22 protein-coding genes are annotated in these 24,302 nt (G+C 63.5%); 14 read left to right on the forward strand and 8 right to left on the reverse strand.

Annotation, left to right across the window (positions count from 1 at the left end):
• Positions 1–6: 6 nt before the first annotated feature.
• A complete protein-coding gene (gene ribD / locus ACEN93_RS13390; protein WP_495611502.1) occupies positions 7–1,140 on the reverse strand; it encodes a bifunctional diaminohydroxyphosphoribosylaminopyrimidine deaminase/5-amino-6-(5-phosphoribosylamino)uracil reductase RibD in 1,134 nt (377 codons plus the stop codon).
• A complete protein-coding gene (gene nrdR / locus ACEN93_RS13395; RefSeq protein WP_003228656.1) occupies positions 1,137–1,601 on the reverse strand; it encodes a transcriptional regulator NrdR in 465 nt (154 codons plus the stop codon). Before nrdR ends, ribD begins: the two co-directional genes overlap by 4 nt.
• Before the next feature lie 128 nt (positions 1,602–1,729).
• Between nrdR and ACEN93_RS13400 the strand changes: the two genes are divergently transcribed.
• Genes ACEN93_RS13400 through trxA form a run of 3 tightly spaced genes read left to right on the forward strand, consistent with a single transcriptional unit; the run spans position 1,730 to position 3,759 of the window.
• The gene (locus tag ACEN93_RS13400) at positions 1,730–2,194 is read left to right on the forward strand and encodes a YbaY family lipoprotein (RefSeq protein ID WP_011336139.1); all 465 of its coding nucleotides are present in this window, start codon (positions 1,730–1,732) and stop codon (positions 2,192–2,194) included.
• Positions 2,191–2,847 (forward strand): class I SAM-dependent methyltransferase, encoded by a 657-nt coding sequence (locus tag ACEN93_RS13405; protein WP_085668098.1) that lies wholly within the window; start codon positions 2,191–2,193, stop codon positions 2,845–2,847. Before ACEN93_RS13400 ends, ACEN93_RS13405 begins: the two co-directional genes overlap by 4 nt.
• 39 nt (positions 2,848–2,886) lie before the next feature.
• On the forward strand, positions 2,887–3,759 hold the full coding sequence (trxA, locus tag ACEN93_RS13410; protein WP_007955581.1) for a thioredoxin: 873 nt from the start codon (positions 2,887–2,889) through the stop codon (positions 3,757–3,759).
• 4 nt (positions 3,760–3,763) lie between these two features.
• Here trxA and ACEN93_RS13415 read toward each other — a convergent pair whose 3' ends face one another.
• The gene (locus ACEN93_RS13415) at positions 3,764–4,123 is read right to left on the reverse strand and encodes a hypothetical protein (protein ID WP_074691635.1); all 360 of its coding nucleotides are present in this window, start codon (positions 4,121–4,123) and stop codon (positions 3,764–3,766) included.
• A gap of 135 nt (positions 4,124–4,258) precedes the next feature.
• On the opposite strand from ACEN93_RS13415, the gene ACEN93_RS13420 reads away from it, so the two are divergent.
• The 5 genes from ACEN93_RS13420 to ACEN93_RS13440 all read left to right on the forward strand — a co-directional run bounded on the left by ACEN93_RS13420 (position 4,259) and on the right by ACEN93_RS13440 (position 8,228).
• The gene (locus ACEN93_RS13420; RefSeq protein ID WP_064599741.1) at positions 4,259–4,852 is read left to right on the forward strand and encodes a DUF2796 domain-containing protein; all 594 of its coding nucleotides are present in this window, start codon (positions 4,259–4,261) and stop codon (positions 4,850–4,852) included.
• Positions 4,853–4,866: 14 nt separating this feature from the next.
• On the forward strand, positions 4,867–5,577 hold the full coding sequence (locus ACEN93_RS13425; protein WP_064599743.1) for an ABC transporter ATP-binding protein: 711 nt from the start codon (positions 4,867–4,869) through the stop codon (positions 5,575–5,577).
• Position 5,578: 1 nt separating this feature from the next.
• The gene (locus tag ACEN93_RS13430; protein ID WP_064382224.1) at positions 5,579–6,844 is read left to right on the forward strand and encodes an ABC transporter permease; all 1,266 of its coding nucleotides are present in this window, start codon (positions 5,579–5,581) and stop codon (positions 6,842–6,844) included.
• 11 nt (positions 6,845–6,855) lie between these two features.
• On the forward strand, positions 6,856–7,374 hold the full coding sequence (locus ACEN93_RS13435) for a DUF3299 domain-containing protein (protein WP_039772003.1): 519 nt from the start codon (positions 6,856–6,858) through the stop codon (positions 7,372–7,374).
• 155 nt (positions 7,375–7,529) lie between these two features.
• Entirely contained in the window at positions 7,530–8,228 is a 699-nt protein-coding gene (locus ACEN93_RS13440; RefSeq protein ID WP_039771940.1) for an OmpW/AlkL family protein, read from the forward strand.
• A 177-nt stretch (positions 8,229–8,405) separates the two neighbouring features.
• Here ACEN93_RS13440 and ACEN93_RS13445 read toward each other — a convergent pair whose 3' ends face one another.
• Together ACEN93_RS13445 and ACEN93_RS13450 are read right to left on the reverse strand one after the other, a co-directional pair.
• Positions 8,406–9,335, reverse strand: a complete 930-nt coding sequence (locus ACEN93_RS13445; protein ID WP_103385510.1) for an NAD-dependent epimerase/dehydratase family protein — start codon at positions 9,333–9,335, stop codon at positions 8,406–8,408.
• Complete coding sequence (locus ACEN93_RS13450) at positions 9,328–10,212, reverse strand: sugar nucleotide-binding protein (protein WP_074691645.1); 885 nt, start codon at positions 10,210–10,212, stop codon at positions 9,328–9,330. The genes ACEN93_RS13445 and ACEN93_RS13450 overlap by 8 nt, the downstream gene beginning before the upstream one ends.
• Before the next feature lie 178 nt (positions 10,213–10,390).
• Here ACEN93_RS13450 and ACEN93_RS13455 point away from each other — a divergent pair, with 178 nt between their 5' ends.
• Positions 10,391–14,686: a DEAD/DEAH box helicase gene (locus ACEN93_RS13455; RefSeq protein ID WP_495611503.1), complete on the forward strand. Its 4,296-nt coding sequence runs from the start codon at positions 10,391–10,393 to the stop codon at positions 14,684–14,686.
• Here ACEN93_RS13455 and ACEN93_RS13460 read toward each other — a convergent pair.
• Positions 14,680–16,785: a mechanosensitive ion channel family protein gene (locus ACEN93_RS13460; protein WP_495611504.1), complete on the reverse strand. Its 2,106-nt coding sequence runs from the start codon at positions 16,783–16,785 to the stop codon at positions 14,680–14,682. The genes ACEN93_RS13455 and ACEN93_RS13460 overlap by 7 nt on opposite strands.
• A gap of 320 nt (positions 16,786–17,105) precedes the next feature.
• On the opposite strand from ACEN93_RS13460, the gene ACEN93_RS13465 reads away from it, so the two are divergent.
• The 5 genes from ACEN93_RS13465 (at position 17,106) to ACEN93_RS13485 (ending at position 22,420) form a co-directional block, all read left to right on the forward strand.
• On the forward strand, positions 17,106–18,317 hold the full coding sequence (locus ACEN93_RS13465) for an MFS transporter (RefSeq protein ID WP_085668103.1): 1,212 nt from the start codon (positions 17,106–17,108) through the stop codon (positions 18,315–18,317).
• A 101-nt stretch (positions 18,318–18,418) separates the two neighbouring features.
• Positions 18,419–19,345 carry a DUF72 domain-containing protein gene (locus ACEN93_RS13470; protein WP_495611505.1) on the forward strand — a complete coding sequence of 309 codons (927 nt, stop codon included), beginning with the start codon at positions 18,419–18,421 and terminating at the stop codon, positions 19,343–19,345.
• Complete coding sequence (locus ACEN93_RS13475) at positions 19,342–20,139, forward strand: endonuclease/exonuclease/phosphatase family protein (protein WP_039771952.1); 798 nt, start codon at positions 19,342–19,344, stop codon at positions 20,137–20,139. The genes ACEN93_RS13470 and ACEN93_RS13475 overlap by 4 nt, the downstream gene beginning before the upstream one ends.
• Positions 20,136–21,422, forward strand: a complete 1,287-nt coding sequence (gene clsB / locus ACEN93_RS13480) for a cardiolipin synthase ClsB (RefSeq protein ID WP_074691657.1) — start codon at positions 20,136–20,138, stop codon at positions 21,420–21,422. Before ACEN93_RS13475 ends, clsB begins: the two co-directional genes overlap by 4 nt.
• A complete protein-coding gene (locus tag ACEN93_RS13485) occupies positions 21,419–22,420 on the forward strand; it encodes a lysylphosphatidylglycerol synthase domain-containing protein (RefSeq protein WP_495611506.1) in 1,002 nt (333 codons plus the stop codon). Before clsB ends, ACEN93_RS13485 begins: the two co-directional genes overlap by 4 nt.
• Here ACEN93_RS13485 and ACEN93_RS13490 read toward each other — a convergent pair.
• Both ACEN93_RS13490 and ACEN93_RS13495 read right to left on the reverse strand, forming a co-directional pair.
• Complete coding sequence (locus tag ACEN93_RS13490) at positions 22,408–23,166, reverse strand: alpha/beta hydrolase family protein (RefSeq protein WP_495611507.1); 759 nt, start codon at positions 23,164–23,166, stop codon at positions 22,408–22,410. The two genes, ACEN93_RS13485 and ACEN93_RS13490, sit on opposite strands and share 13 nt — an antisense overlap.
• Entirely contained in the window at positions 23,156–24,262 is a 1,107-nt protein-coding gene (locus ACEN93_RS13495; protein ID WP_495611508.1) for a DUF3182 family protein, read from the reverse strand. Before ACEN93_RS13495 ends, ACEN93_RS13490 begins: the two co-directional genes overlap by 11 nt.
• Positions 24,263–24,302 lie beyond the last annotated feature (40 nt).

The following is a 24,302-nucleotide window of genomic DNA, read 5'->3' on the forward strand; positions in this document are numbered from 1 at the left end:
CGGGAATTATACGCTCGCCGATGGGACAGGGACGGCAGTGACTCGCCAGTCATCGCCAACCGCGCGAATTTCAGTGATTTTCAGCTCCGGCGCATCCTTCATACAGGCCAGCGGCCAGTCCAGAAGCGGACGCGCCGTGGAGCCGAGGAACTTGCCGGCGATGAAGATCACGAACTCGTCGACCAGACCGAGCTGGGCAAACGCACCTGCCAGTCGCGGACCGGCCTCGACCAGCACTTCGTTGACGCCACGGTTGGCCAGTTCGATCAGCAGTTGATGCAGATCGACATGACCGTCATCGCCCGGCACGATCAGGCATTCCGGACCGTGGGCGTACTGTTCTTCGATGGCCACGCAGGTGGCGACCAGCGCCGGGCCGGCCTTGAAGAACGGCGCATCCAGCGGCACCCGCAGACGACCATCGATCAACACCCGCAGCGGCGGACGGCTCAGGGCCAGCGCGGTTTGTTCGGCATCCAGCCCCAGCTCATCGCCGCGAACGGTCAGGCGTGCACCATCGGCCAGCACCGTGTCGGCGCCGGTCAGCACCACGCTGGCCTGGGCGCGCAGACGCTGCACCGCCGAACGCGCGGCAGGGCCGGTGATCCATTGGCTCTCACCGCTTTCCATCGCTGTACGGCCATCGAGGCTCATGGCCAACTTGACCCGCACGAACGGCAAGCCGTGTTCCATGCGCTTCAGAAAACCTTGATTGAGCTTGCGCGCCTCAGCTTCCAGCACACCGCTTTCGGTGGCGATGCCGGCATCGGTCAAGCGCTGCAGGCCGCGTCCGGCGACTTGAGGATTCGGATCACGCATCGCCGCAACCACCCGGCCAATACCGGCATTCACCAGCGCATCGGCGCACGGCGGCGTACGGCCGTGGTGGCTGCAAGGTTCGAGGGTGACGTAAGCCGTGGCGCCCCGGGCCCGTTCACCGGCGGCGCGCAGGGCGTGGACTTCGGCATGGGGTTCGCCGGCCCGTTCATGCCAGCCTTCGCCGACAATCTGCCCGTCGCGCACGATCACGCAGCCGACCCGTGGATTGGGGTGAGTCGTGTAATGCCCCTTGCGCGCCAGCTCCAGGGCCCGGGCCATGAAGTGAGCGTCGAGAATGGCCTGATCGGCGGCGGTGGTCATTCTTTCACCGGCTCACGGGCGAGGCGGTCGATCTCTTCGCGGAACTCGTTGAGGTCCTGGAAGCGGCGGTACACGGAAGCGAAACGGATGTAGGCGACTTCATCGAGCTTTTGCAGCTCGGCCATCACCAGTTCGCCGACCACGAGGGATTTGACCTCGCGCTCGCCGGTGGCGCGCAGCTTGTGCTTGATATGGACCAGCGAGGATTCGAGGCGCTCGACGCTCACCGGACGTTTCTCCAGGGCGCGTTGCATGCCGGCGCGGAGTTTTTCTTCGTCGAACGGTTGGCGGCTGCCGTCGGTTTTGATCAGGCGCGGCAACACCAGTTCGGCCGTCTCGAACGTCGTGAAACGTTCGCCGCAGGCCAGGCATTCACGCCGGCGGCGCACCTGTTCGCCCTCGGCGACCAGACGCGAGTCGATGACCTTGGTGTCGTTGGCACCGCAGAAGGGACAGTGCATGGTGGCTGGCAACAAAAAAAGGGAGGGCCATGGTAGCGCATCCCGGTGGCAAGACAAGCCATAGGCTTTGCGGTATACAGACTGCCATGATCGATTGATCCATGGATTTCATTTTGCTGGAGCTACCAATGTCCCTACGACCGCTCGTTTTGCTCAGTGTTTTCAGCCTGCTGGTGGCCTGTGGCAGCGACGCGCCCAAGCCTCAGCCGCCTACGCCGGGCCCGGCGCCGCAACAGGCGCAGAAAAAAGCCCGGGAAGCCGCCGACCTCGGCCCGCTGCCGGCCTATCAGCGCGAACTGAGCGGCACCCTGCAAGGCGTGCCGGCCGGCGCCGAAGTCGAACTGGCGCTGCTGGTGATCGACGAAAAGGATCGCCCGCAACAATTGCTCGCCAGTTCCAGCCTGATCGGCAACAACCAGATTCTGCCGTTTCACCTGCGCTTCAACCCCGAATCCTTCCCGGTTGGCGCGCGGGTTGAATTGCGCGGCCGCGCCAGCCAGTCCGGCCAGTTGATCCTGCACCTGCCGTCGCAGACCATCACTCAGCCAACCACCCAGGCGTTGGGCCAGCTGCAATTTGTCAAAGCCCCATGAATGCCCCGTCAGACCTGCAACAGTCGCTGGGCGAGTTGCTCGGCGACGCTCGACTGAAAGCCTGTACGTTGCCGGACACCGATTTGCAGCTGTGGCTGATCGATGGCGACAACATGGCCCGCGAATTCAGCCAGGAAGAAACCCAACGCATCCTGCATGAACCGCCCTACTGGAGTTTCTGCTGGGCCAGCGGTCTGGCGGTGGCGCGCTATCTGGCAGAGTTTCCCGAGTGGGTGCGGGGCAAACGGGTGCTGGATTTCGGCGCCGGTTCCGGAATCGCCGGCATCGCAGCGGTGAAAGCCGGAGCGCTGGAGGTGGTGGCCTGCGACCTCGACCCGCTGGCGATTGCCGCCTGTCGGGCGAATGCCGAACTCAATGATGTGCAAATGAGTTATTCCACGGATTTCTTCGCCGAGGCCGATCGCTACGATCTGATCCTGGTGGCCGACGTTCTCTACGACCGGGAAAACCTGCCGCTGCTCGACGCCTTCCTGAGCCGTGGCCGCGAAGCGCTGGTGGCGGATTCGCGGGTTCGGGATTTCCGTCATCCGTTGTACCGGCGCATCGAAATGCTGGAAGCCATGACCCTGCCGGATCTGGCCGAACCGGAAGAGTTTCGCCATGTCAGCCTCTACCACGCGGCCCGCGCCTGACCGTATAGTTGCCCCATTCACGCTTTTACGAGATACCCCATGAGTCAGCAAACGCCGTACATCTTCGACGCCACGACGGCCGACTTCGACCAGTCGGTGATCGAGGCTTCCTTTCAAAAACCGGTGCTGGTGGATTTCTGGGCCGAATGGTGCGCGCCGTGCAAGGCGCTGATGCCGATGCTGCAAGGGATCGCCGAGAGCTATCAGGGCGAGTTGCTGCTGGCCAAGGTCAATTGCGATATCGAGCAGGACATCGTCGCCCGCTTCGGCATCCGCAGCCTGCCGACCGTGGTGCTGTTCAAGGACGGTCAACCGGTGGACGGCTTTGCCGGCGCGCAACCGGAATCCGCCGTGCGCGCCCTGCTCGAACCCCATGTGCAGATGCCCGCGCCGTCGGCTGCCGATCCGTTCGAACAGGCTCAGGCACTGTTTGACGAGGGCCGCTACGCCGACGCGGAAGCGACATTGGTCACGCTGCTGGGCGAAGACAATACCAACGCCAAGGCGTTGATTCTCTATGCTCGCTGCCTGACCGAACGCGGTGAGCTGGGCGAAGCGCAAACCGTGCTCGACGCGGTCAAGAGCGACGAGCACAAAGCCGCGCTGGCTGGCGCCAAGGCGCAGATCAAGTTCCTCGGCCTGGCCCGAGACCTGCCGGACGCCGCCGACCTGAAGAGCCGTCTGGCGCAAAACCCGCAGGACGATGAAGCGGTGTATCAACTGGCGATCCAGCAACTGGCCCGTCAGCAATACGAAGCGGCGCTGGACGCATTGCTCAAGCTGTTCATCCGCAACCGCAGCTACGGCGAAGGCCTGCCGCACAAGACCTTGCTGCAAGTGTTCGAACTGCTGGGCAACGATCACCCGCTGGTGACCGCTTACCGGCGCAAGGTGTTTGCCGCGCTGTACTAAGCGCTTACTCGATCCAGCTGTAGAGCGGCGTATCGCCGCCGCTCGCCACTTTCACGTCGGATGAATGACGCAGGCGCACCAGCAAGCGCTTGCCCGCCGCTGCGCTGCCGGTCAGCCCTTCGAGCTGATCCAGCAGATCCGGGCCGCTGAGCTGCCCGGCCTTGCGCAAAAGATCCCTCGCGACCTGCCACAACGCATCGTCCTGACTCACCGGTTTCGCCATCGGCGCCGCCGCTGCTGCCTGCGGCTGGGCCGTCTGCACCTGCACGCCAAACTGCGCACCGAGCCGCGCCCAGTCGCTTTCATCCAGTTCCAGGGTCAAATCCACCGGCAACTCGCCGACGGTTCCGCGTATCCGCAACATAAGCTTCGCTCCCGCACATTTCTGACCTGCATGCTCCCATGGGACTTGTGTAACGCCAAGCGGGCGGGCAAACTCTGCGCACTTTCGTTATAAGATTACATAACAAACTCTTCACTTTACTTCCCGGAGACCATCATGCGTCGTCTGCTGCTCGCTTTGCCGTTTGCCCTGTTGCCGCTGGCCATCGCCCAGGCTGCCGATGAGCATGATCACGACCATGAGCACGGCAGCCTCGCTGCCCACGAACATGGCGTTGGACGCCTGAACGCCGCGCTCGACGGCCAGACCCTGGAGCTGGAGCTGGAAAGCCCGGCGATGAACCTTGTGGGTTTTGAACACGTCGCCACCAGCGATGCCGACAAGGCCAAGGTCGCCGCCGCCCGCGCGCAACTGGAAAAACCGCAGGCTCTGTTCAGTCTGCCGGCCGCCGCCGGTTGCAAAGTCACCAGCCAGGAGCTGGAAAGCCCGCTGTTCGGCGACAAGCCGGATGCCGACGATCACGACGAAGAGGAGGCCGGCAAGGACGGTCACGAGCATCATCACGACCACAGCGAAATCCACGCCCACTACCAGTTCAGCTGCGCGGCGCCGGGCGCGTTGAAAACCCTGGATCTGGCGAACCTGTTCACTACCTTCCCGGCCACCCAGAAAATTCAGGTACAACTGATCGGCCCGAGCGGCCAGCAAGGCACGGAAGTGACGGCCAAGGCCGCCGCCCTGAAGTTCTGACACGAAACGGCGCCATGACCCAAGCACTCATCGAACTGTCCGACCTGGGCTTCAACTGGCCCGGTCACCCGCCGCTGCTGGACATCCCGGCGTTTCGTCTGGAGGCCGGCGAAACCCTGTTCCTCAAGGGCCCCAGCGGCAGCGGCAAGACCACCCTGCTCGGCCTGCTTGGCGGGGTGCAGAAACCCGGTCGCGGCAGCATTCGCCTGCTCGGCCAGGAACTGACCGAACTGGGTGCCGGCGCCCGGGATCGCTTTCGGGTTGACCACACCGGCTACATTTTCCAGCAGTTCAACCTGTTGCCCTTTCTCTCGGTGCGCGAGAACGTCGAGCTGCCGTGCCACTTTTCGAAGCTGCGTGCCGAGCGAGCGAAACAGCGTCACGGCAGCGTTGATCAGGCCGCCGCCACCCTGCTCGCCCACCTGGGTTTGAAGGACGAAAGCCTCCTGAGTCGCCGCGCCGATTCGCTGTCGATCGGTCAGCAGCAACGGGTCGCCGCTGCCCGCGCCTTGATCGGGCAACCGGAACTGGTGATCGCCGACGAACCGACCTCGGCACTGGATTACGACGCCCGGGAAAACTTCATTCGTCTGCTGTTCGCCGAATGCCGCGAAGCCGGGTCGAGCCTGTTGTTCGTCAGCCACGACCAGAGCCTGGCGCCGCTGTTCGACCGTCACCTGTCCCTGGCCGAACTCAATCGCGCCGCCACGTCTGCCGAGGTCTGAGATGTATCTGTTCCGTCTGGCCATGGCCAGCCTCGCCAACCGGCGTTTCACCGCTTTGCTCACCGCTTTCGCCATCGCGCTTTCCGTCTGCTTGCTGCTGGCGGTGGAGCGGGTGCGCACCGAAGCCAAGGCCAGTTTCGCCAGCACCATCAGCGGCACTGACCTGATCGTCGGCGCCCGTTCCGGTTCGGTGAACCTGTTGCTGTATTCGGTGTTTCGCATCGGCAACGCCACCAACAACATCCGCTGGGACAGCTTCGAACACTTCGCCAGCAATCCGAAGGTGAAGTGGGCGATCCCGATGTCCCTCGGCGATTCCCATCGCGGCTACCGGGTGATGGGCACCACCGAAGCCTATTTCGAGCATTACCAGTACGGGCGTCAGCAACATCTGCAACTGGCGGATGGCCGCGCCTTCGCCACCGATCCGTTCGAAGTGGTGCTCGGTGCCGAAGTGGCCGAAGCGCTGCATTACAAGCTCGGCGACAAACTGGTGCTGGCCCACGGCGTGGCGGCGATCAGTCTGGTCAAGCACGATGACAAGCCGTTCACCGTGGTCGGCATTCTCAAGCGCACCGGCACCCCGGTGGACCGCACGCTGCACATCAGCCTCGGCGGCATGGAGGCGATCCACATTGACTGGCACAACGGCGTGCCGGCCCGTGGCAACGGGCGAATCAGCGCCGATCAGGCACGCAACATGGACCTGACGCCGCAAGCGATCACCGCGTTCATGCTCGGCCTCAACAGCAAGATTTCGACCTTCGCCCTGCAACGGGAGATCAACGAATTCCGTGGCGAACCGATGCTGGCGATCCTGCCGGGCGTGGCCTTGCAGGAGTTGTGGAGCCTGATGAGCACCGCTGAAAAAGCGCTGTTCGTGGTCTCGCTGTTTGTGGTGCTGACCGGGTTGATCGGCATGCTCACGGCAATTCTCACCAGCCTCAACGAACGCCGCCGCGAGATGGCGATCCTGCGTTCGGTGGGCGCGCGGCCGTGGCACATCGCGAGCCTGCTGGTGCTGGAAGCGTTCGCTCTGGCGCTGACCGGGGTGATCGCCGGGCTGGCATTGCTGTACCTCGGCATCGCCGCTGCTCAGGGTTATGTGCAGGCCAATTACGGGCTGTATCTGCCGCTGGCCTGGCCAAGCGAGTATGAATGGACGCTGCTCGGTGGCATTCTGGCGGCCGCGCTGCTGATGGGCAGCGTGCCGGCCTGGCGCGCGTATCGCCAATCTCTGGCCGACGGCCTGTCGATCCGTTTATGAGGATGTTCACCATGCCCCGCGCCGTGCTTGCGCTGTTGTTGCTGGTCGCCCTGCCCGTGTGGGCGGCGGCGCCGAAAGACCTGACCTGGTCGGAAATGATCCCGCCGGACGCCGCGCCCGAAGTGCCGAACATGACGCCGCTGCATGACCTGTCGAAGATGGGCGATGCGCTTTCCGCCGAGTCCGCGCCGGCCGCCAAACAGGACATGCCCAACGCCCCCGTGGTGCAAAGCCTCGACGGCCAGAACATCCGCCTGCCGGGCTACATCGTGCCGCTGGAAGTGAGCGAAGAGGGCCGCACCACGGACTTCCTGCTGGTGCCGTATTTCGGCGCCTGCATCCACGTGCCGCCACCGCCATCGAACCAGATCGTGCACGTGAAAAGCGAACTCGGCGTGAAGCTCGACGAACTGTATCAGCCGTACTGGGTGGAAGGGCCGTTGCAGGTCAAGCAGTCCACCAGCGAACTGGCCGATGCCGGGTATCAGATGGAAGCTGACAAGATTTATGTGTACGAACTGCCGGAGTAAATCTGCTGGTTCTTTATTGCTTGTCAGCGATGAGGCCATGAAAGTTCCACAAAAATCAGGGGCATCACTGTTTCATTGAGCTGAGTCAAAAGACCGTATCAGACGGATTCGTACCATAGGACATCAAACATTTTTAACGTCCTTTGGGAGCTTCCATGAACAAGTCCTTGCTCAGCGCCTCGCTGTTTGCCCTCGCGCTCGCAGCCCCGCTCGCCCACGCCCACGAAGCCGGCGACATCATCGTTCGTGCCGGTGCGATCACCGTCAACCCGAAGGCCGACAGCTCCAGCGTCAAGGTCGATCAGGGTCCGCTGAGCGGCACCAACCTGGGCGGCAAGGCGACCATGAGCAGCGACACCCAACTGGGCCTGAACTTCGCCTACATGCTGACCAACAACATCGGTATCGAGCTGTTGGCCGCCTCGCCGTTCGAACATGACGTGAAGCTCAAGGGCACTGCCCTGCCAGCCGCCAACGGCAAACTCGGCACCCTCAAACACCTGCCGCCGACCCTGAGCGTCGTCTACTACCCGCTGGACGCGAAGTCGGCCTTCCAGCCGTACATCGGCGGCGGCATCAACTACACCTGGATCTACGACGAGCACGTCGGCAGCGAAGCCCAGTCCAACGGCTTCAGCAACTTCAAGGCGAAAAATTCCTGGGGCCTGGCCTGGCAGGTCGGCGCCGACTACATGCTGACCGACAACATCATGCTCAACGCCCAGGTGCGCTACATCGACATCGATACCCGCGCCACCGTCGAGAACAACGCCGTGGCCCCGGGCACCCGTGCACGGGTGAATGTGGACGTTGATCCCTTCATCTACATGGTTGGTCTAGGCTACAAGTTCTAAAGAACGTTCACGTGGTGGTGAATGAGGCTTGGTGGCGGGCAGCTCAGAACTGACGGCGATGTTTCGCAATCGACCGGGGAGCAAGCTCCCTCGCTACAGGAAACCGGTTTGAAACCCGAATTCCGGCCGTGAAAAAGGCGCCTGTCAAAAGGCGCCTTTTTCATGTCCGGGAGAAACTCAGCGGCCGAGCAGACGGGCCAGGCCGACGCTCATCGGCGTTGGCGTCGGGCACTTGAATCGCTCCAGCAGCCGGCGGTTGTTCGCCCGCGAATGACGGATGTCACCGGAGCGCGCCGGACCGTAGCTGACGGGCGGCAACTCGCCGACCACCGCTTCGAGCGCGGCCAGCATCTGCTTGAGGTTGGTCGCCTGATTCCAGCCGACGTTCACCGCACCGACGTCCACTTGCGGCGTCTCGATCGCCTGCACCAGCACATCGACCAGGTCTTCGACGTACATGAAATCCCGGGTCTGCTCGCCATCGCCGAACACGGTGATCGGCAGGCCTTTCTGCGCGCGTTCGCTGAAGATGCTGATCACCCCGGAGTACGGCGAGGACGGATCCTGGCGCGGGCCGAAGATGTTGAAGAAACGGAAGATCGCCGGTTCCAGACCGTGCTGGCGGCGGTAGAAATCGAAGTACTGCTCGCCGGCCAGTTTGTCCGACGCGTAAGGCGTCAACGGTGCCTTGGGCGTGTCTTCGTCAATCGACTCGCCTTCGCCATTGTTGCCGTAGACGGCCGCGCTGGAAGCATACAGCACGCGTTTGACGCCGGCCTCGCGCATGGCTTCGCAGACGTTCAGCGTGCCGATGAAATTGCTCTGGTGGGTTTTCACCGGATCGTCCACCGATGCCTGCACCGAAGCGACGGCGGCGAGGTGTGCGACCGCGCTGCAACCCTGCATTGCCTGTGCGACCAATGCGGCATCGGCCACATCGCCGACGATCAGTTCGACCCTGGGATTATCCAGCGGCAGATTGCTGCGCTTGCCGGTCGACAGGTCATCGAGGATCCGCACCGAATGGCCCTTGGCAAGCAGCGCGTCAGTCAGGTGCGAGCCGATGAAACCGGCACCGCCGGTGATGAGAACAGGGCCTTCAGCCATGACGATAAAACCTATCCAGTAAGCCCGGGAGTGCGGCACGCCAGGCGCGCGGCTTGATCCCGAAGGTGTGCAGAATTTTCTTGCAGGCGAGTACCGCGTGTTGCGGTTCTTCGGCGGCATCCGGCCGCGCGGCGTGGGCCTGGGCGGTCGGCGCTTCGATGGCCAACGGGTGCAGGCTGCGCGCTTCGGAGAGAATCGCCTGACCCAGTGCCAGCGGCGTGGTCGCCTCGTGGCCGGCGTAGTGGTACGTGCCCCACAGCGGCGCGGCGCAATCGAGTTGTTTGAGCACCGAAATGATCACCCGTGCCGCATCGTCGACCGGGGTCGGATTGCCACGCCGGTCATCGGCCAGCAGCAGTTCTTCCGGCTGTTCGGCACGGGCCAGGAAGCGCCCGAGGATCCCCTCCGGGCTGTCGTCGAGCAACCAGCCAAAGCGCAGCAGCACATGTTGCGGGCAAGTGGCGCGAACGCTCTGTTCGATCCGCCACAACGCCTGACCGCGCAGGCCCAATGGCACCGGTTCGTCCTTTTCGCTGTAGGCAGTGGCGCGGGAACCGTCGAACACCCGATAACTGGACGGCTGCACCAGCACGATGTTGTGGTGCTGGCACAGTTCGGCCAGGCGTTCGATGGCGCGTTCCTGCCCGGCCAGACGGCTTTCACTGACGACCTCGGCCTGGAACCAGTCGAAATAGTAGGCAAGGTTGATCAATGCATCGGGACGGGTGTCGTCGAGCAATTGGGTCAGGCTCGCGGCATCCCAGCCGTCTTCGGGCGGGCGGGGGGCGAGGAAACCGATGTCTTCCTCCGCACCGAGGCGAATCAGCGCCTGCCCAAGGGCATTTCCGCCGCCCAGTAACATAAGGCGCATTCGCATAGAGTCAGCAGGCCCAGTCTGATTGGAACGATGGCTTTGGCGACGATGCTTGTGACACCGTCGTCGATAATTGCCGGAATCGTTGCATTTTGCGGGTTTAGTGCGCAACCGTCACCCGTAAAGTGTAGATCCCGAGCGGTACTTGCAACTTCGCCCACCCACCCGCATAACTGGAGCCATGAATCTGCCCCTTCCCACGGACGCGGCGCTGGCAGGCTTTCACCCCGCCGTCAGCGCCTGGTTCAGCAGCACCTTCCCGACGGTAACCGCCGCCCAGGCCCGCGCATGGCCGTTGATCCGCCAGCGCCGTTCGACGCTGATCGCCGCGCCCACCGGTTCCGGCAAGACCCTCACCGCGTTCCTCGCGGTGCTCGACGAACTGGTCCACCGCGGCCTGGAAACGCCTGACGGCCTGCCGGACGAAACCCTGGTGGTCTACGTTTCGCCGCTCAAGGCACTGTCCAACGACATACGCATCAATCTGCAGAACCCGCTGGCCGGGATTACCGAGCAGTTACGCCAGATGGACCTGCCGGCGCTGGAAATCACCACCGCCGTGCGCACCGGCGACACCCCGCAGAAAGACCGCGCCGCCATGCGCAAGAGCGCGCCGCACATACTGGTGACCACCCCGGAATCGCTCTACGTGCTGCTCGGCTCCGAGTCCGGGCGCAAAATGCTCGGCACCACGCGCACGGTGATCGTCGATGAAATCCACGCCATCGCCGCCGGCAAACGCGGCAGTCACCTGGCCTTGAGTCTCGAACGCTTGCAGGCGCTGTGCGCCGAACCACTGACCCGCATCGGTCTGTCGGCCACGCAAAAACCGATCGATGCCGTCGCGCGGTTTCTGGTCGGCCATGGGCGCCCGTGCGAAATCATCGACATCGGCCACGCGCGCCCACGGGATCTGGGCATTGAAGTACCGCCGGTGCCGTTGTCGGCGGTGATGGCCAATGACGTCTGGCAACTGGTCTACGACCGCCTCGCGGCACTGGCCCGTGAACACCGCACCACGCTGATTTTCGTCAACACCCGACGCCTGGCCGAACGCCTGAGCCGGCACCTGAGCGAACGCCTCGGCAAACACGCGGTGGCGGCGCACCACGGCAGTCTGGCCAAGGAGTTTCGCCTCGACGCCGAACAACGGCTCAAGCGTGGCGAGCTGCAAGTGCTGATCGCCACCGCCTCGCTGGAGCTGGGGATCGATATCGGCGAAGTCGACCTCGTCTGTCAGATCGCTTCACCGCGCTCGATTGCCGGTTTTCTGCAAAGAGTTGGCCGCTCCGGGCACCAGGTCGGCGGCACGCCCAAGGGCCGCCTGTTCGCCACCACCCGCGACGATTTGATCGAGTGCGCCGCCCTGCTCGACTGCGTGCGCCGGGGCGAACTCGATACGCTGCACATCCCCAAGGCGCCGCTGGATGTGCTGGCGCAGCAGATCATCGCCGAGGTCAGTTGCCAGGAATGGGCCGAAGACGATTTGCTCGCGCTGTTCCGCCGGGCCGAGCCCTACGCCCGCCTCGACGAAAAACATTATCAGGCGCTGCTGGGCATGCTCGCCGAAGGCTACAACGGCCGTCAGGGCATCCGCAGCGCCTACCTGCACCGCGACGCCGTGAGCCGAACCCTGCGCGGACGACGCGGCGCACGGCTGACCGCAGTCACCAGCGGCGGCACCATCCCCGACAATGCCGACTACAGCGTCTTGCTCGAACCCCAAGGGCTGAACATCGGCAGCGTCAACGAAGACTTCGCCGTGGAAAGCATTGCCGGCGACGTGTTCCAGCTCGGCAACGCCTCTTATCGGATCCTGCGGGTGGACTCCGGCAAGGTGCGGGTCGAAGACGCCCAGGGCCTGCCGCCGACCATTCCGTTCTGGCTCGGTGAGGCGCCGGGACGCAGCGATGAACTGTCGGCGGCCGTGGCGCGCCTGCACGCGCAGCTGGATCAACTGCTCAGCGCCAGCCCCGGCAACCTGCAACCGGCCCTCGACTGGCTGACCGACACCCTCGGCCTGAACCTGGCCAGCGCCGAACAACTGGTGGATTACCTGGCCCGCGCCCGCCTCGCCCTCGGTGCGTTGCCGTCGCGGGACACGCTGCTGATGGAGCGGTTTTTCGACGAGTCCGGCGGCACCCAGCTGATCATTCATTCGCCGTTCGGCAGTCGTATCAATCGCGCCTGGGGCCTGGCCTTGCGCAAGCGTTTCTGCCGCACCTTCAACTTCGAATTGCAGGCCGCCGCCAGCGAAGACGCGATCGTGCTGTCGCTGTCCACCAGCCACAGTTTCGAACTCGATGAAGTCTGGCGTTATCTGCACAGCAACAGCGCCGAGCACATCCTGATTCAAGCGGTGCTGGATGCGCCTCTGTTCGGTGTGCGCTGGCGCTGGAATGCCGGCGTGGCGCTGGCCTTGCCGCGCTACACCGGCGGGCGCAAGGTCGCGCCGCAATTGCAGCGGATGAAAAGCGAAGACCTGATCGCCAGCGTGTTTCCCGATCAGATCGCCTGCCTGGAAAACCTCGCTGGTGAACGGGAAATTCCCCAGCATCCGCTGGTGGAACAGACCCTCGACGACTGCCTGCACGAGGCGATGGACAGCGAAGGCTGGCTCGAACTCCTGCGGCGCATGGAGCGCGGCGAAGTGCGGCTGATCGCCCGCGACCTGCCGGCGCCCTCGCCGCTGGCGGCGGAAATCCTCAGCGCCCGGCCCTACACCTTTCTCGACGATGCGCCGTTGGAGGAGCGTCGCACCCAGGCCGTGCTCAACCGCCGCTGGAGCGATCCCCAATCCACCGATGACCTCGGCGCGCTGGACGCCGACGCGATCAACGCCGTGCGCGAAGAGGCCTGGCCGACGCCGAACAGCGCCGATGAAATGCACGAAGCATTGATGAGCCTGGCCTGCATCAGCGACCGCGAAGTCGAGGCAAATCCGCAGTGGCGCGATTGGCTGAATACCCTGGCAGAAACCGGACGAGCCTGCCGATTGCAGATCGATCCCGAGCACTCACTGTGGCTGGCGAGAGAACGCCTGACCTGTCTGCAAGCGCTTTATCCAAAGGCGCATTCTGAACTGGCCGCGTTGCCCGGTTTCGACGAAGCATGGACCGCCGATGAGGCACTGATCGAAGTGATCCGCGCGCGGCTCGGCGCATTCGGTCCGCTACCGCTGGCGGCGATTGCCGAACCGCTGGCCCTGATGCCGGCCGCTGTTCATCAAGCCCTCGCTCATCTGGAGCGCGAAGGTTATGTACTGCGCGGCCGCTTCACGCCGGGATCGACCGTTGAAGAATGGTGCGAACGGCATCTGTTGGCGCGAATTCACCGCTACACCGTCAAGCGTCTGCGCCGGGAAATCGAGCCGGTGGCGTTGCAGGATTTCATGCGGTTTCTGTTCGACTGGCAGCATGTGTCCCCGTCCACCCGTGGTCAGGGCAACGCCGTATTGCCGGTGATTGTCGGCCAGTTCGAAGGCTACCCGGCCGCCGCTTCGGCCTGGGACAGCGACATTCTTCCGGCGCGGCTCAAGGATTATTCACCGAGCTGGCTGGATGATCTGTGCCGCAGCGGCAAGGTGGTATGGACGCGCCTCAGCGCCCGGCAAAACATCAGCGGAACGGCGTTGCGCAGCACACCGATCGTGTTGCTGCCGCGCAGTCAGGTCGGCTTGTGGAGTGCGCTGGCCGAGCAGACGCTAATCAGTGAACTGTCGCCCAAAACCCGCAAGGTGTTCGACGCACTGAGCCAGCACGGCGCGTTGTTTTTCGATGAGCTGATTCATGAAGCACACCTGCTGCGCACCGAGCTGGAAATCGCCTTGCAGGAACTGGTCGGCGCCGGTCTGGTGAATGCCGACAGTTTTGCCGGATTGCGGGCGCTGATCACCCCGGCGAGCAAGCGCCAGCAGCGCAGCAGTCGACGCGGGCGCGGGGCGTTTGTCGGTGGCATGGACGATGCCGGGCGCTGGGCGTTATTGCGTCGCGGGCCGGTTGTGGAAAACCGACAAACAGCGTCGCCCGAAACACTTGAACATGTCGCCGTGACCTTGTTGCGTCGCTACGGCGTGGTGTTCTGGCGCCTGCTGGAACGCGAAGCCGATTGGTTGCCGAGCTGGCGCGAACTGCTGCGCACATTCCATCGCCTGGAAGCCCGGGGCGAGATTCGTGGCGGGCGTTTTGTCAGCGGTCTGGCCGGCGAGCAATTCGCCCTGCCCGAGGCGATTCCGCTGCTGCGCGAAGTCCGCCGTCGCCCCCACGACGGCAGCTTGATCGCGGTGTGCGGCGTCGATCCGCTGAACCTCGCCGGCAACTTGTTACCGGGGGCGAAGGTGCCGGCGCTGGCGAGCAATCGGCTGGTATATCGCGACGGTTTGCCGGTCGCTGCCGAGGTCGCGGGCAAGCCGCAATTCTGGGTGGAGCTGGACTCCGCCGCCATGAGCGAAATCCGCAACAAGCTGACCCGTCACTGAGTGCGCACCTGCTCCGGCAACACCACCGACGAATGCGCCGGCGCCACCTCGTCGTCCTGTCGCTTGGGCAACAGAACCTGCTGTGGATAAGTCTGCGCGAAATGCACCCAGGGGCTGTTATCCACAAGCTTTTTCAGGCGCTGATTGAACGCGCGGCTCACCGCGTATTGCCCGCCCGAGACCGTGCGGAACTGCGCGGTCAACACCACGCCGTTCAGGTCCATCCTGTCCACGCCGAACACATCCAGCGGACCCTGCAGGTTGTACTTGAGGAACGGGTCTTCGCGAATCGAATCCCCCGCCTCGCGGATCAGCTCGATGGCCTTGTCGACATCGGTGTCGTAGGTGAACTGCACCGAGAAAAACGCGAACGCAAACTGCCGCGATTGATTGGTCACGGCCTTGATCTGGCCAAACGGCACCGAATGCACGAAGCCCTTGCCGTCACGCAGGCGCAGGGTGCGAATGGTCAGGCCTTCGACCGTGCCGGCATGCCCGGAATCGAGCACGACCCAGTCGCCGATCGACAGGGTGTCTTCGATGATGATGAACAGCCCGGTGATCACGTCCTGCACCAGTTGCTGCGAGCCGAAACCGATGGCCAGGCCGACCACCCCGGCACCGGCCAGCAGCGGTGCGACGTTGATCCCGAGATTGGCCATGGTGGTGATCGCGCAGATCACCACCAGGATGATTTTGATCGCATTGCGCAGCAGCGGCAGGATGGTTTTCACCCGGGTGCTGGGCTGACGCGCCGAGCGTTTGCTGACCGGTGGTTTCAGTGCTTCCTGAATCGCCGTGTCGAGTACCACCCACAACAGCCACGTCACGAGGAAGATCAGACCGATGCTGCTCAGCGCATTGCTGATCGCCCGACCGACCGTGCTGCTTTGCGCAAAATCGAGCAGCGACACACCCCAGATCCGCCCGAGAATATCGATGAACACAATCGCAATGACGATCCGCAGCAAGGCGTGCAACAGGCTGAGAAAGCGTTCCTTGTAGGCACTGCTGCGCTGGATCGCCTCGGCCCTGCGCGATTTGAACAGGTGTTGCAGCACGGTGCTGAGAAACACCGTGCCGATCAACAGCACCGTAGTGAACAACGCACAACGCAGGGCCTTTTGATTGTCCTCGCCAATGCCGATCAGATTGACCGCCGAGACCAGCACCATCAAGACGATCGGCCAGTACCAGAGCCCGGAAAAAATCCTCAGGGACTCCTGCAGCGACGGCTGTTTCAGGCGCTGTGCCAGCGGGCGATTGCGGATCAGGTGCGCCACCGGCCGACGCAGGCGAATCACCAGCAGGCCGAAGATGATCGACGCCAGCAGACCGGTGAACACCGCAATGCTGCTGGTGATGTTGCCGCCCAGTTGCCGGGCGATCTGCGGGCTGGTCAGGGCGTCACTCAACGCAGCGAGAAAGCCGATCAGGAACAGCGGTTTCGGGCAGTAGTCGCGGATGATCTGCACGGCGCGGCGCTTGTGGCCGACATTGAACATCACCACCACGCACAACAGCATCGACGTGGAAAATATCCCGCTGCTGGTGGCGTAGGCAAAACACAGCGCCAGCGCTCGCCCCACCGAGGCCGACAGAAAATGGCTGACGTACAGGGTCAGCGGCAGGCAGATCAGCGCGGGCAGCGTGTAGGGCAACAGGTAACCGAGCAGGTCCTGACTGCGCTGGCGGGTGCGCAGCCAGCGCCCTTCCCGCAGACGCTTGCCCAGCACACTGCCGAGTACCGTCAACACGGCAAACGTGCCCAGCCACACGCCGGACAGCATCATGAAGTCCCCCGCCACGCTCCAGCCTGAGCGGTTCGAAGGTTGATTGACCAGCCTGTCGACTTCATCCGCCGCCCGATCGGCGCGCAGGCGCCAGGCGTCGACCAGATGCTCGTTGAGGTCGAGCTTGTCCTGCACGTCGTCGATGCTGGAACTGATGGCGCCGAGCAGTCCGCCCTGCACGATGGGCTCCGGTTTGGCCGGCTCTTCACTGGCCGCCGCAACGCCCGGCAGGCTGGCGGCTTGCACTGCATGGCCGCCGAACAACAGCAATGCCCCCAATAGAATCGCGATCCTGAACCTGGTCAAAACGCAGAGCTCCCTTGGTTGAACCTGTAAGGAACTGATCGGTTTTGGCCCGGCAAGTTCGGTTTTGATCGTTCCCACGCCCACGCCCCCTCACTGATCGTTCCCACGCTCTGCGTGGGAATGCCTCCCTGGACGCTCTGCGTCCGCTCTTTGAGACGCGGAGCGTCTCTGGCTGCATTCCCACGCGGAGCGTGGGAACGATCACCTCAAGGGGCTGATATTTGCGTCGCACGCAAATATCAAATGCCCATCCCTGTATTTTTCCACCCCCACCAAACCCCGACACTGCGCTCCATTCAATCCTCAACCGGAGTGCCGTCATGCCCATTGCCCTGCTCGCGCTGACCCTCAGCGCTTTCGCCATCGGGACGACCGAGTTCGTCATCGTTGGCCTGCTTCCCACCATCGGCGCCGATCTCGGCGTCAGCCTGCCGTCCGCCGGTCTGCTGGTCAGTCTGTATGCCCTCGGCGTAGCCATCGGTGCGCCGGTGCTGACCGCCCTCACCGGCAAGGTCCCGCGCAAACTGTTGCTGCTGTCGCTGATGGTGCTGTTCACCCTCGGCAACCTGCTGGCCTGGCTGGCGCCGAGTTATGAATCGCTGGTATTGGCGCGGATCGTCACGGGTCTGGCCCATGGCGTGTTCTTTTCGATCGGCTCGACCATCGCCACCAGCCTGGTGCCCAAGGAGAAAGCCGCCAGTGCGATTGCGATCATGTTCACCGGCCTGACCGTGGCGCTGGTCACCGGCGTGCCGCTGGGCACGTTCATCGGTCAGCATTTCGGCTGGCGTGAAACCTTCCTCGCCGTGTCAGCACTGGGCGTGATCGCGTTTATCGGCAGCCTGCTGTATGTGCCGAACAACATTGCCCACAGCAAACCGGCGTCGCTGTTGCAGCAATTGCAGGTGCTCAGGCAACCACGCCTGTTGCTGGTGTACGCCATGACCGCCATTGGCTACGGCGGCTCGTTCATCGCCTTCACGTTCCTGGCGCCGATCCTCCAGGACATCTCCGGTTTCAGCGCCGGCACCGTCAGCCTGGTGTTGCTGGTGTACGGCGTGTCGGTGGCGGTCGGCAACCTCTGGGGCGGCAAACTGGCCGACAAACGCGGGCCGATCAGCGCACTGAAAATCATCTTCGCCCTGCTCGCCGCCGTGCTGTTCGTGCTCACCTTCACCGCCGCCAACCCGTGGCTGGCACTGGCCACCGTGCTGGTCTGGGGCGCGGTCGCCTTCGGCAACGTGCCGGGCTTGCAGGTGTACGTGGTGCGTCAGGCTGAACATCACACACCGCACGCCGTGGACGTGGCCTCGGGGCTGAACATTGCCGCGTTCAACCTCGGTATTGCCGGTGGCGCGTGGGGTGGTGGTTTGATCGTCGAGCACATCGGCCTGATTCACACCGCGTGGATCGGCGGCCTGGTGGTGCTGGTGGCACTGGCCCTGACGGCCTGGAGCGGTCGCCTCGATCGCCTGGGCCCGGTATACGCCGAACCCGCCGAAGGCTCGGCCCGGATCGTCACCGGGCACTGATCAAGCCAGCCCGACCGTCCGTAATCCCGTCGAAACTTTCCGCGACCGCCCGCAGTCATCCACAGACAGAGGCCGTATGGGGACTTTCGACGGGAGGCGGCATGGCTACGATTCATATCGGCATTTCAGGCTGGCGTTACGCCCCGTGGCGCGGGGACTTTTACCCGAAGGGGCTGGCGCAGAAACGCGAATTGCAGTTCGCCTCACGGGCGGTCAACAGCATCGAAATCAACGGATCGTTCTATGCCCTGCAACGGCCGGAACGCTACGCCCTGTGGTACGCCGAAACGCCGGACGATTTCGTGTTCAGCATCAAGGCACCCCGTTTCATCACCCACATCCGCCGTCTGCGCGATATCGAAAAACCCCTGGCCAATTTCTTCGCCTCCGGGGTGCTGGAACTGAAGGAAAAACTCGGGCCGGTCCTTTGGCAATTCCCGCCCAACTTCACTTTCGACCCCGAGCGTTTCGAAGCCTTTCTCGACCAGTTGCCCCACGACACCCAGGCCGCTGCCGCCCTCGCCCGTCAGCACGACTCACACCTGCACGGCCACGCGAGCCTGAAGGCCTACGGCAAAAAACCGCTGCGCCATGCCGTGGAAATCCGCAACGACAGTTTCATCGATCCCGACTTCGTGCGCCTGCTCAAGCGCTACAACACTGCGCTGGTGATCGCCGACACCGCCGGGAAATGGCCGTACCGCGAAGACCTGACCAGCGATTTCGTCTACCTGCGCCTGCACGGTGCCGAAGAGCTCTATGCCAGCGGTTACACCCGCGCCGCGCTGCAACGCTGGGCCGAACGGATCGACGCCTGGCACCACGGCAGGCAACCGCGCGACGCCCATTTGATCGCGCCGCGCCTGAAGCCTCGGGCCCGTAAATCCCGCGAGGTTTTCTGCTACTTCGACAACGACATCAAGGTTCGCGCGCCTTTCGATGCCCGCAGCCTGTTGCAGCGTTTCGATCTGGATAAAAACCTTGAAACCGTGCCCGGTGAGCCAGCCGCCGAAGGGGTACTCGCATGAGCATTCCCGAGCCGCTCGGCTTCACCGACGAGCAGTCCACGGTCATCACCACCGAGCGCCGTTTCACTGTGCTGACGGTAAACACCCACAAGGGTTTCACCGCCCTGAACCGGCGCTTCATCCTGCCGGAATTGCGCGAAGCGGTGCGCAGCGTGTCCGCCGACGTGGTGTTTCTTCAGGAAGTTCACGGCACCCACGAACATCATCCCAAGCGCTACAACAATTGGCCGACGATGCCGCAGTACGAATTTCTCGCCGACAGTCTCTGGCCGCAGTTCGCCTACGGCCGCAACGCCGTGTACCCGGAGGGCGATCATGGCAATGCGGTGCTGTCGAAATTCCAGATCGTGCGCCATGACAACCTCGACGTGTCGATCAGCGGCCACGAAAACCGCGGGCTGCTGCATTGCGTGCTGCGCCTGCCGGGAGACGACCGTGAGGTGCACGCGATCTGCGTCCATCTGGGCCTGCGCGAAAGCCATCGCAACGATCAGTTGGCTCTGCTGAAAAAGCGCCTGGCCGAACTGCCTGAGGATGCGCCGGTGATCGTCGCCGGCGATTTCAACGACTGGCGCCAGCGCGCCGATGCCTTGCTTGAACCCTGTGGCCTGCGTGAAGTGTTTGCGGCGCATCACGGCAAACCGGCGCGCAGTTTTCCGGCCCGCATGCCGTTGCTGCGCCTGGACCGGATCTACGTGCGCAACCTCAAAGCCAGCCAGCCCAAAGTGCTGGCGAACCGTCCCTGGTCACACCTTTCCGACCACGCACCGCTATCGGTGGAGATTGAACTATGAGCAGTGCACCGTTGGAGAAATCCGCCGTAGAGCCGGTCAGCATCAACCCACCCGTGCGCCAGCCCGGCACCGTCGATGTCGAGTATCGCTGGCAGGGTAACAACCGCGTCGAGTTGCTGGAAAACGGCGAAGAGTATTTCCCCCGGGTCTTCGAAGCGATGCGCGCAGCAAAAAGCGAAATCCTGCTGGAGACCTTCATCGTCTTCGAAGACAAGGTCGGGAAAGAGTTGCAGGAAATTCTGATCGATGCCGCCCGCCGTGGCGTGCGCACCACCGTCAGCCTCGACGGATTCGGTTGCGGCGAATTGAGCACCGGCTATCTCGCCGCGCTGAGTGAAGCCGGCGTGCATTTGCAAATCTTCGATCCGGCCCCCAAGCATCTGGGTATTCGCACCAACTGGTTCCGCCGTTTGCATCGCAAGATTGTGGTGGTCGACGGGCTGGTTGCGTTCATCGGCGGGATCAATTTTTCCGGCGATCACCTGGCCGATTTCGGTCCTGAAGCGAAGCAGGATTACTCGGTGGAGATTCAGGGCCCGGCGGTGACCGACATCCATCATTTCGCCCTGCTGCAAAGCGGCCGTCCGGGACGCGCAAGGTTCTGGTGGCAACGGCGCCGGCAGCGTCGCGCCGAGATGGCGTTTGACGATCACGACGGTCAGGTACGTCTGGTGTTCCGCGACAACGATCGCCACCCCACCGATATCGAAGACGTCTATCTGCAGGTGCTGCGCCGCGCCCAACGGCGGGTGGTGATCGCCAACGCCTACTTCTTTCCTGGCTACCGCCTGCTGCGCGAAATCCGTAACGCTGCCCGGCGCGGGGTCGAGGTGCGGCTGATTCTGCAGGGGCAGCCGGACATGCTGGTGGCCAAACTCGCCGCGCGCATGACCTACGACTACCTGCTCAAGGCCGGGGTGCAGATTCACGAATATTGCGAGCGGCCGTTGCACGGTAAAGTGGCGCTGGTGGACGAGGAATGGAGCACCGTCGGCTCGAGCAATCTTGATCCGCTGAGCCTGTCGCTGAACCTGGAAGCCAACGTGCTGATCCGCGACCGCGCCTTCAATCGCCACCTGTTCGAACGCCTCGAAGACCTCAGCCACAACCACTGCAAGGCGATGGACGCCGCGAAGTCGCCGCGCGGTCGGATCTGGCACATGACCGTGGGCTTTCTGGTGTTTCACTTCCTGCGGCATTTCCCGGCGATGGCCGGCTGGCTGCCGGCGCACAAGCCACGGCTCAAACCCTTTTCCCATGCCGCCGGGAGCGATCCTTCATGAGCCATTCCGAAGCCCACGCAGCCGTGCATCCGGCACCGGCGAGCAAGTCCCGCTGGAGTCGCTGGAAACGTCCGCTGACCCTGCTGTTTTTTCTGGCGCTGATCGTCCTGCTGACGATGTTCGCCAGCCGCATCGAATGGGCCGAGGTGCTGCAAACTCTCGCCGACTTCAAGGTGCGCACGCTGATCATCGCCTCCAGCCTGACCTTGCTGAGCTTTCTGGTGTACGCCAGTTTCGACCTGATCGGCCGCACTTACATTCGTCAGGACCTGACGTGGAAACAGATCCTGCCGGTGGGCGTCATCAGCTATGCATTCAACCTCAACCTCAGCGCATGGGTCGGCGGGATCGCCATGCGTTATCGGTTGTACTCGCGGCTCGGGGTGAGCAAAAGCAACATCGCCAAGATCCTCGGCCTGAGCCTGGCGACCAACTGGTTCGGCTACATGACCATCGCCGGCGTGGTGTTCGCCAGCGGGCTGGTGCGCATGCCACCGGGCTGGAAAGTCAGCAGCGGCGCGTTGCAGGGCATTGGCGTGTTGCTGCTGTTGGTCAGTGTCGGTTATCTGGTTGCCTGCCAGTTTTCCCGGCGTCGCGAGTGGTCGATTCGCGGGGTGGAAATCAACCTGCCATCGCTGCGCATGGCGGTTCTGCAATTGCTGCTCGGGGCGCTCAACTGGTCGTTGATGGCGGCGGTGATTTTCACCTTGCTGCCGAGCAAGCTCGACTATCCGCTGGTGCTCGGGGTGCTGCTGATCAGTGCGATTGCCGGGGTCATCACCCACATTCCCGCCGGGCTCGGCGTACTGGAAGCGGTGTTCGTGGCGCTGCTGCAACACGAGGCCTCACGCGGCAGTCTGGTGGCGGGGCTGCTGGCGTATCGGGCGATTTATTTCCTGCTGCCGCTGCTGATCACCGTGCTGATGTACCTGGTGGTGGAAGCCAAGGCCAAGGCGTTGCGGATCGAGAAGAATCCCAAATCTGATCAGCGCGACTGAATGATGCTCAACCGCTCGCCCACCACCATCTCGGTGATCCAGTCGACCAGGATTGAGGTGTAGGCCTGCTGAGAGGTCGGATCGCTCAGGGCATGGTCGGCGCCGTCGATGATGCGGTGGGTCAGCGAATGGGTCTGCTGGCATGCGGCGCGGTAACTCATGATCGTCGCATGGGGCACGTACTCATCGGTTTCCGACTGCACCAGCAGCACGTCCCCGGTGAATTGCGAGCAGGCGTGTAAGGCGCGGTTGCTGTCGGCGCGGATCAGCGTGCTGCGATAATCGCGCAGATCGGCCTTGTCCAGCTCGCGCTTGGGCGTGTGCCATTGCTCGTCGCGGTACAGCGCCGGCACCCGCAGCGCCAGCCAGCGCACCGGGCGCAGCGAGGTCAGAATTGAAGCGAGGTAACCGCCATAGCTGGTGCCCACCACCGCAATGGCCGAAGTGTCCAGTGCCGGATGGGCGAGCAGCCGATCGTAGGCCGCCAGCAAGTCACGCAGGTTGTCTTCGCGGGTGACCCGGCTCAGCGGAATGCCGGTGCCGCCGATGTGCCCGCGCAGGTCGAACGTCAGGCACACACAACCCAGGCCGGCGATGCCTTTGGCCCGTTCCAGATCCCGCTCCTGACTGCCGCCCCAGCCGTGCACGAACAACACGCCGGGGACTTTCGATTTGGGACTGAGAAACGTCCCGCTCATCTGTTCATCATCAATGTCGATTTGAATGCTTTCGCTTCTAGCCGTCATAGGATTTGACCGTTACGTATTTGAGGAGAAAGTCGCTGTTCTCGGCCGGCCCGCGATACACCTCAATGGCATCCGCCGGCAGGGCTTGATCGGTATAGGTTTCCACCGATGACACGCGGATCGCGCGCATCGAAGGATCGTTGACGAAACTTTGCAGCGCCGCCACTTCCGCGCTGCTGGCACCACCCATGCGCCAGGACTGCTCGAGCACGCCACTGCGCGGCCGGCCTTCGCTGTCCAGGCCCTGGGCGATGTCGTAATTGCGCCGCGAGGCATAGAAGCGCGGATAGGCTTCGTCCGCCGCCCGGTCGAACACCTGCGCCTGCTGGATCGCCAGACGCACGTCGTCGGGCAGATCCAGCGCCAGCAGCTCCTCGTAGCCGCCCTGCACCACCAGCAGGTTCGAGCCGCCGTACACCTCTTCGCCGTGGGCGTCCTTGGTCAAGTATTGATCACCGCAGTAACTCAGCACCCTGCCGCCGATGAACGACTGACCGACGCTATGGGTAACCACCTGACTCAAATCCTGCTCCAGCACCACGCCATCGCTGAACAATTCTTCAGCCTCGGGTCGGGCGAGGATTTCATCGAACGCATCGAGACTCTTGATCACTTCCTGACCCCGCCCGGCACAGGCGTGGATGGGCTTGATCCGGATCGGGCCGCTGTACAACAGATGTTCGGCGGCGGGCCGCGCATCCTCCAGCGCAAAGACGCTGAGCCCGTCCAGCACCACGGTGCGCACCCGCTCGGAAAACAATGGCGACCAGCCTTGCGGCGCATGGGCCTGATGGCTGCGCAAACCGTGGCTGATGGCTTTGGTGCAGATGAAATCGTGCTCGACAAAACCGCCCCACAAATCGTCCGGGCCGCTCACGCCCAGTTCGCGGGCCGCAGCGCCAACGAGGGTCTGGGTCGGCAGCAGATAAATATCCCGGCCGCGATGTTTTTCAGCGTCGTAACTGCCGCCGAACTTGAGGCCGAGGATCTGCGCCAGCCATCGCGCGAGAGCCTTGTTGGTCTGCACTTCATGTTGTGGTGCGCCGGGCCGGACCGAATGGGCGACGACCACTTTCCTGCGGGATGTCGGGGTCATGCGTCCCCCTCCAACGGCGGGTTGAATGTAGGTCAGAGGG

Source organism: Pseudomonas sp. Pseusp21, from assembly GCF_059492145.1.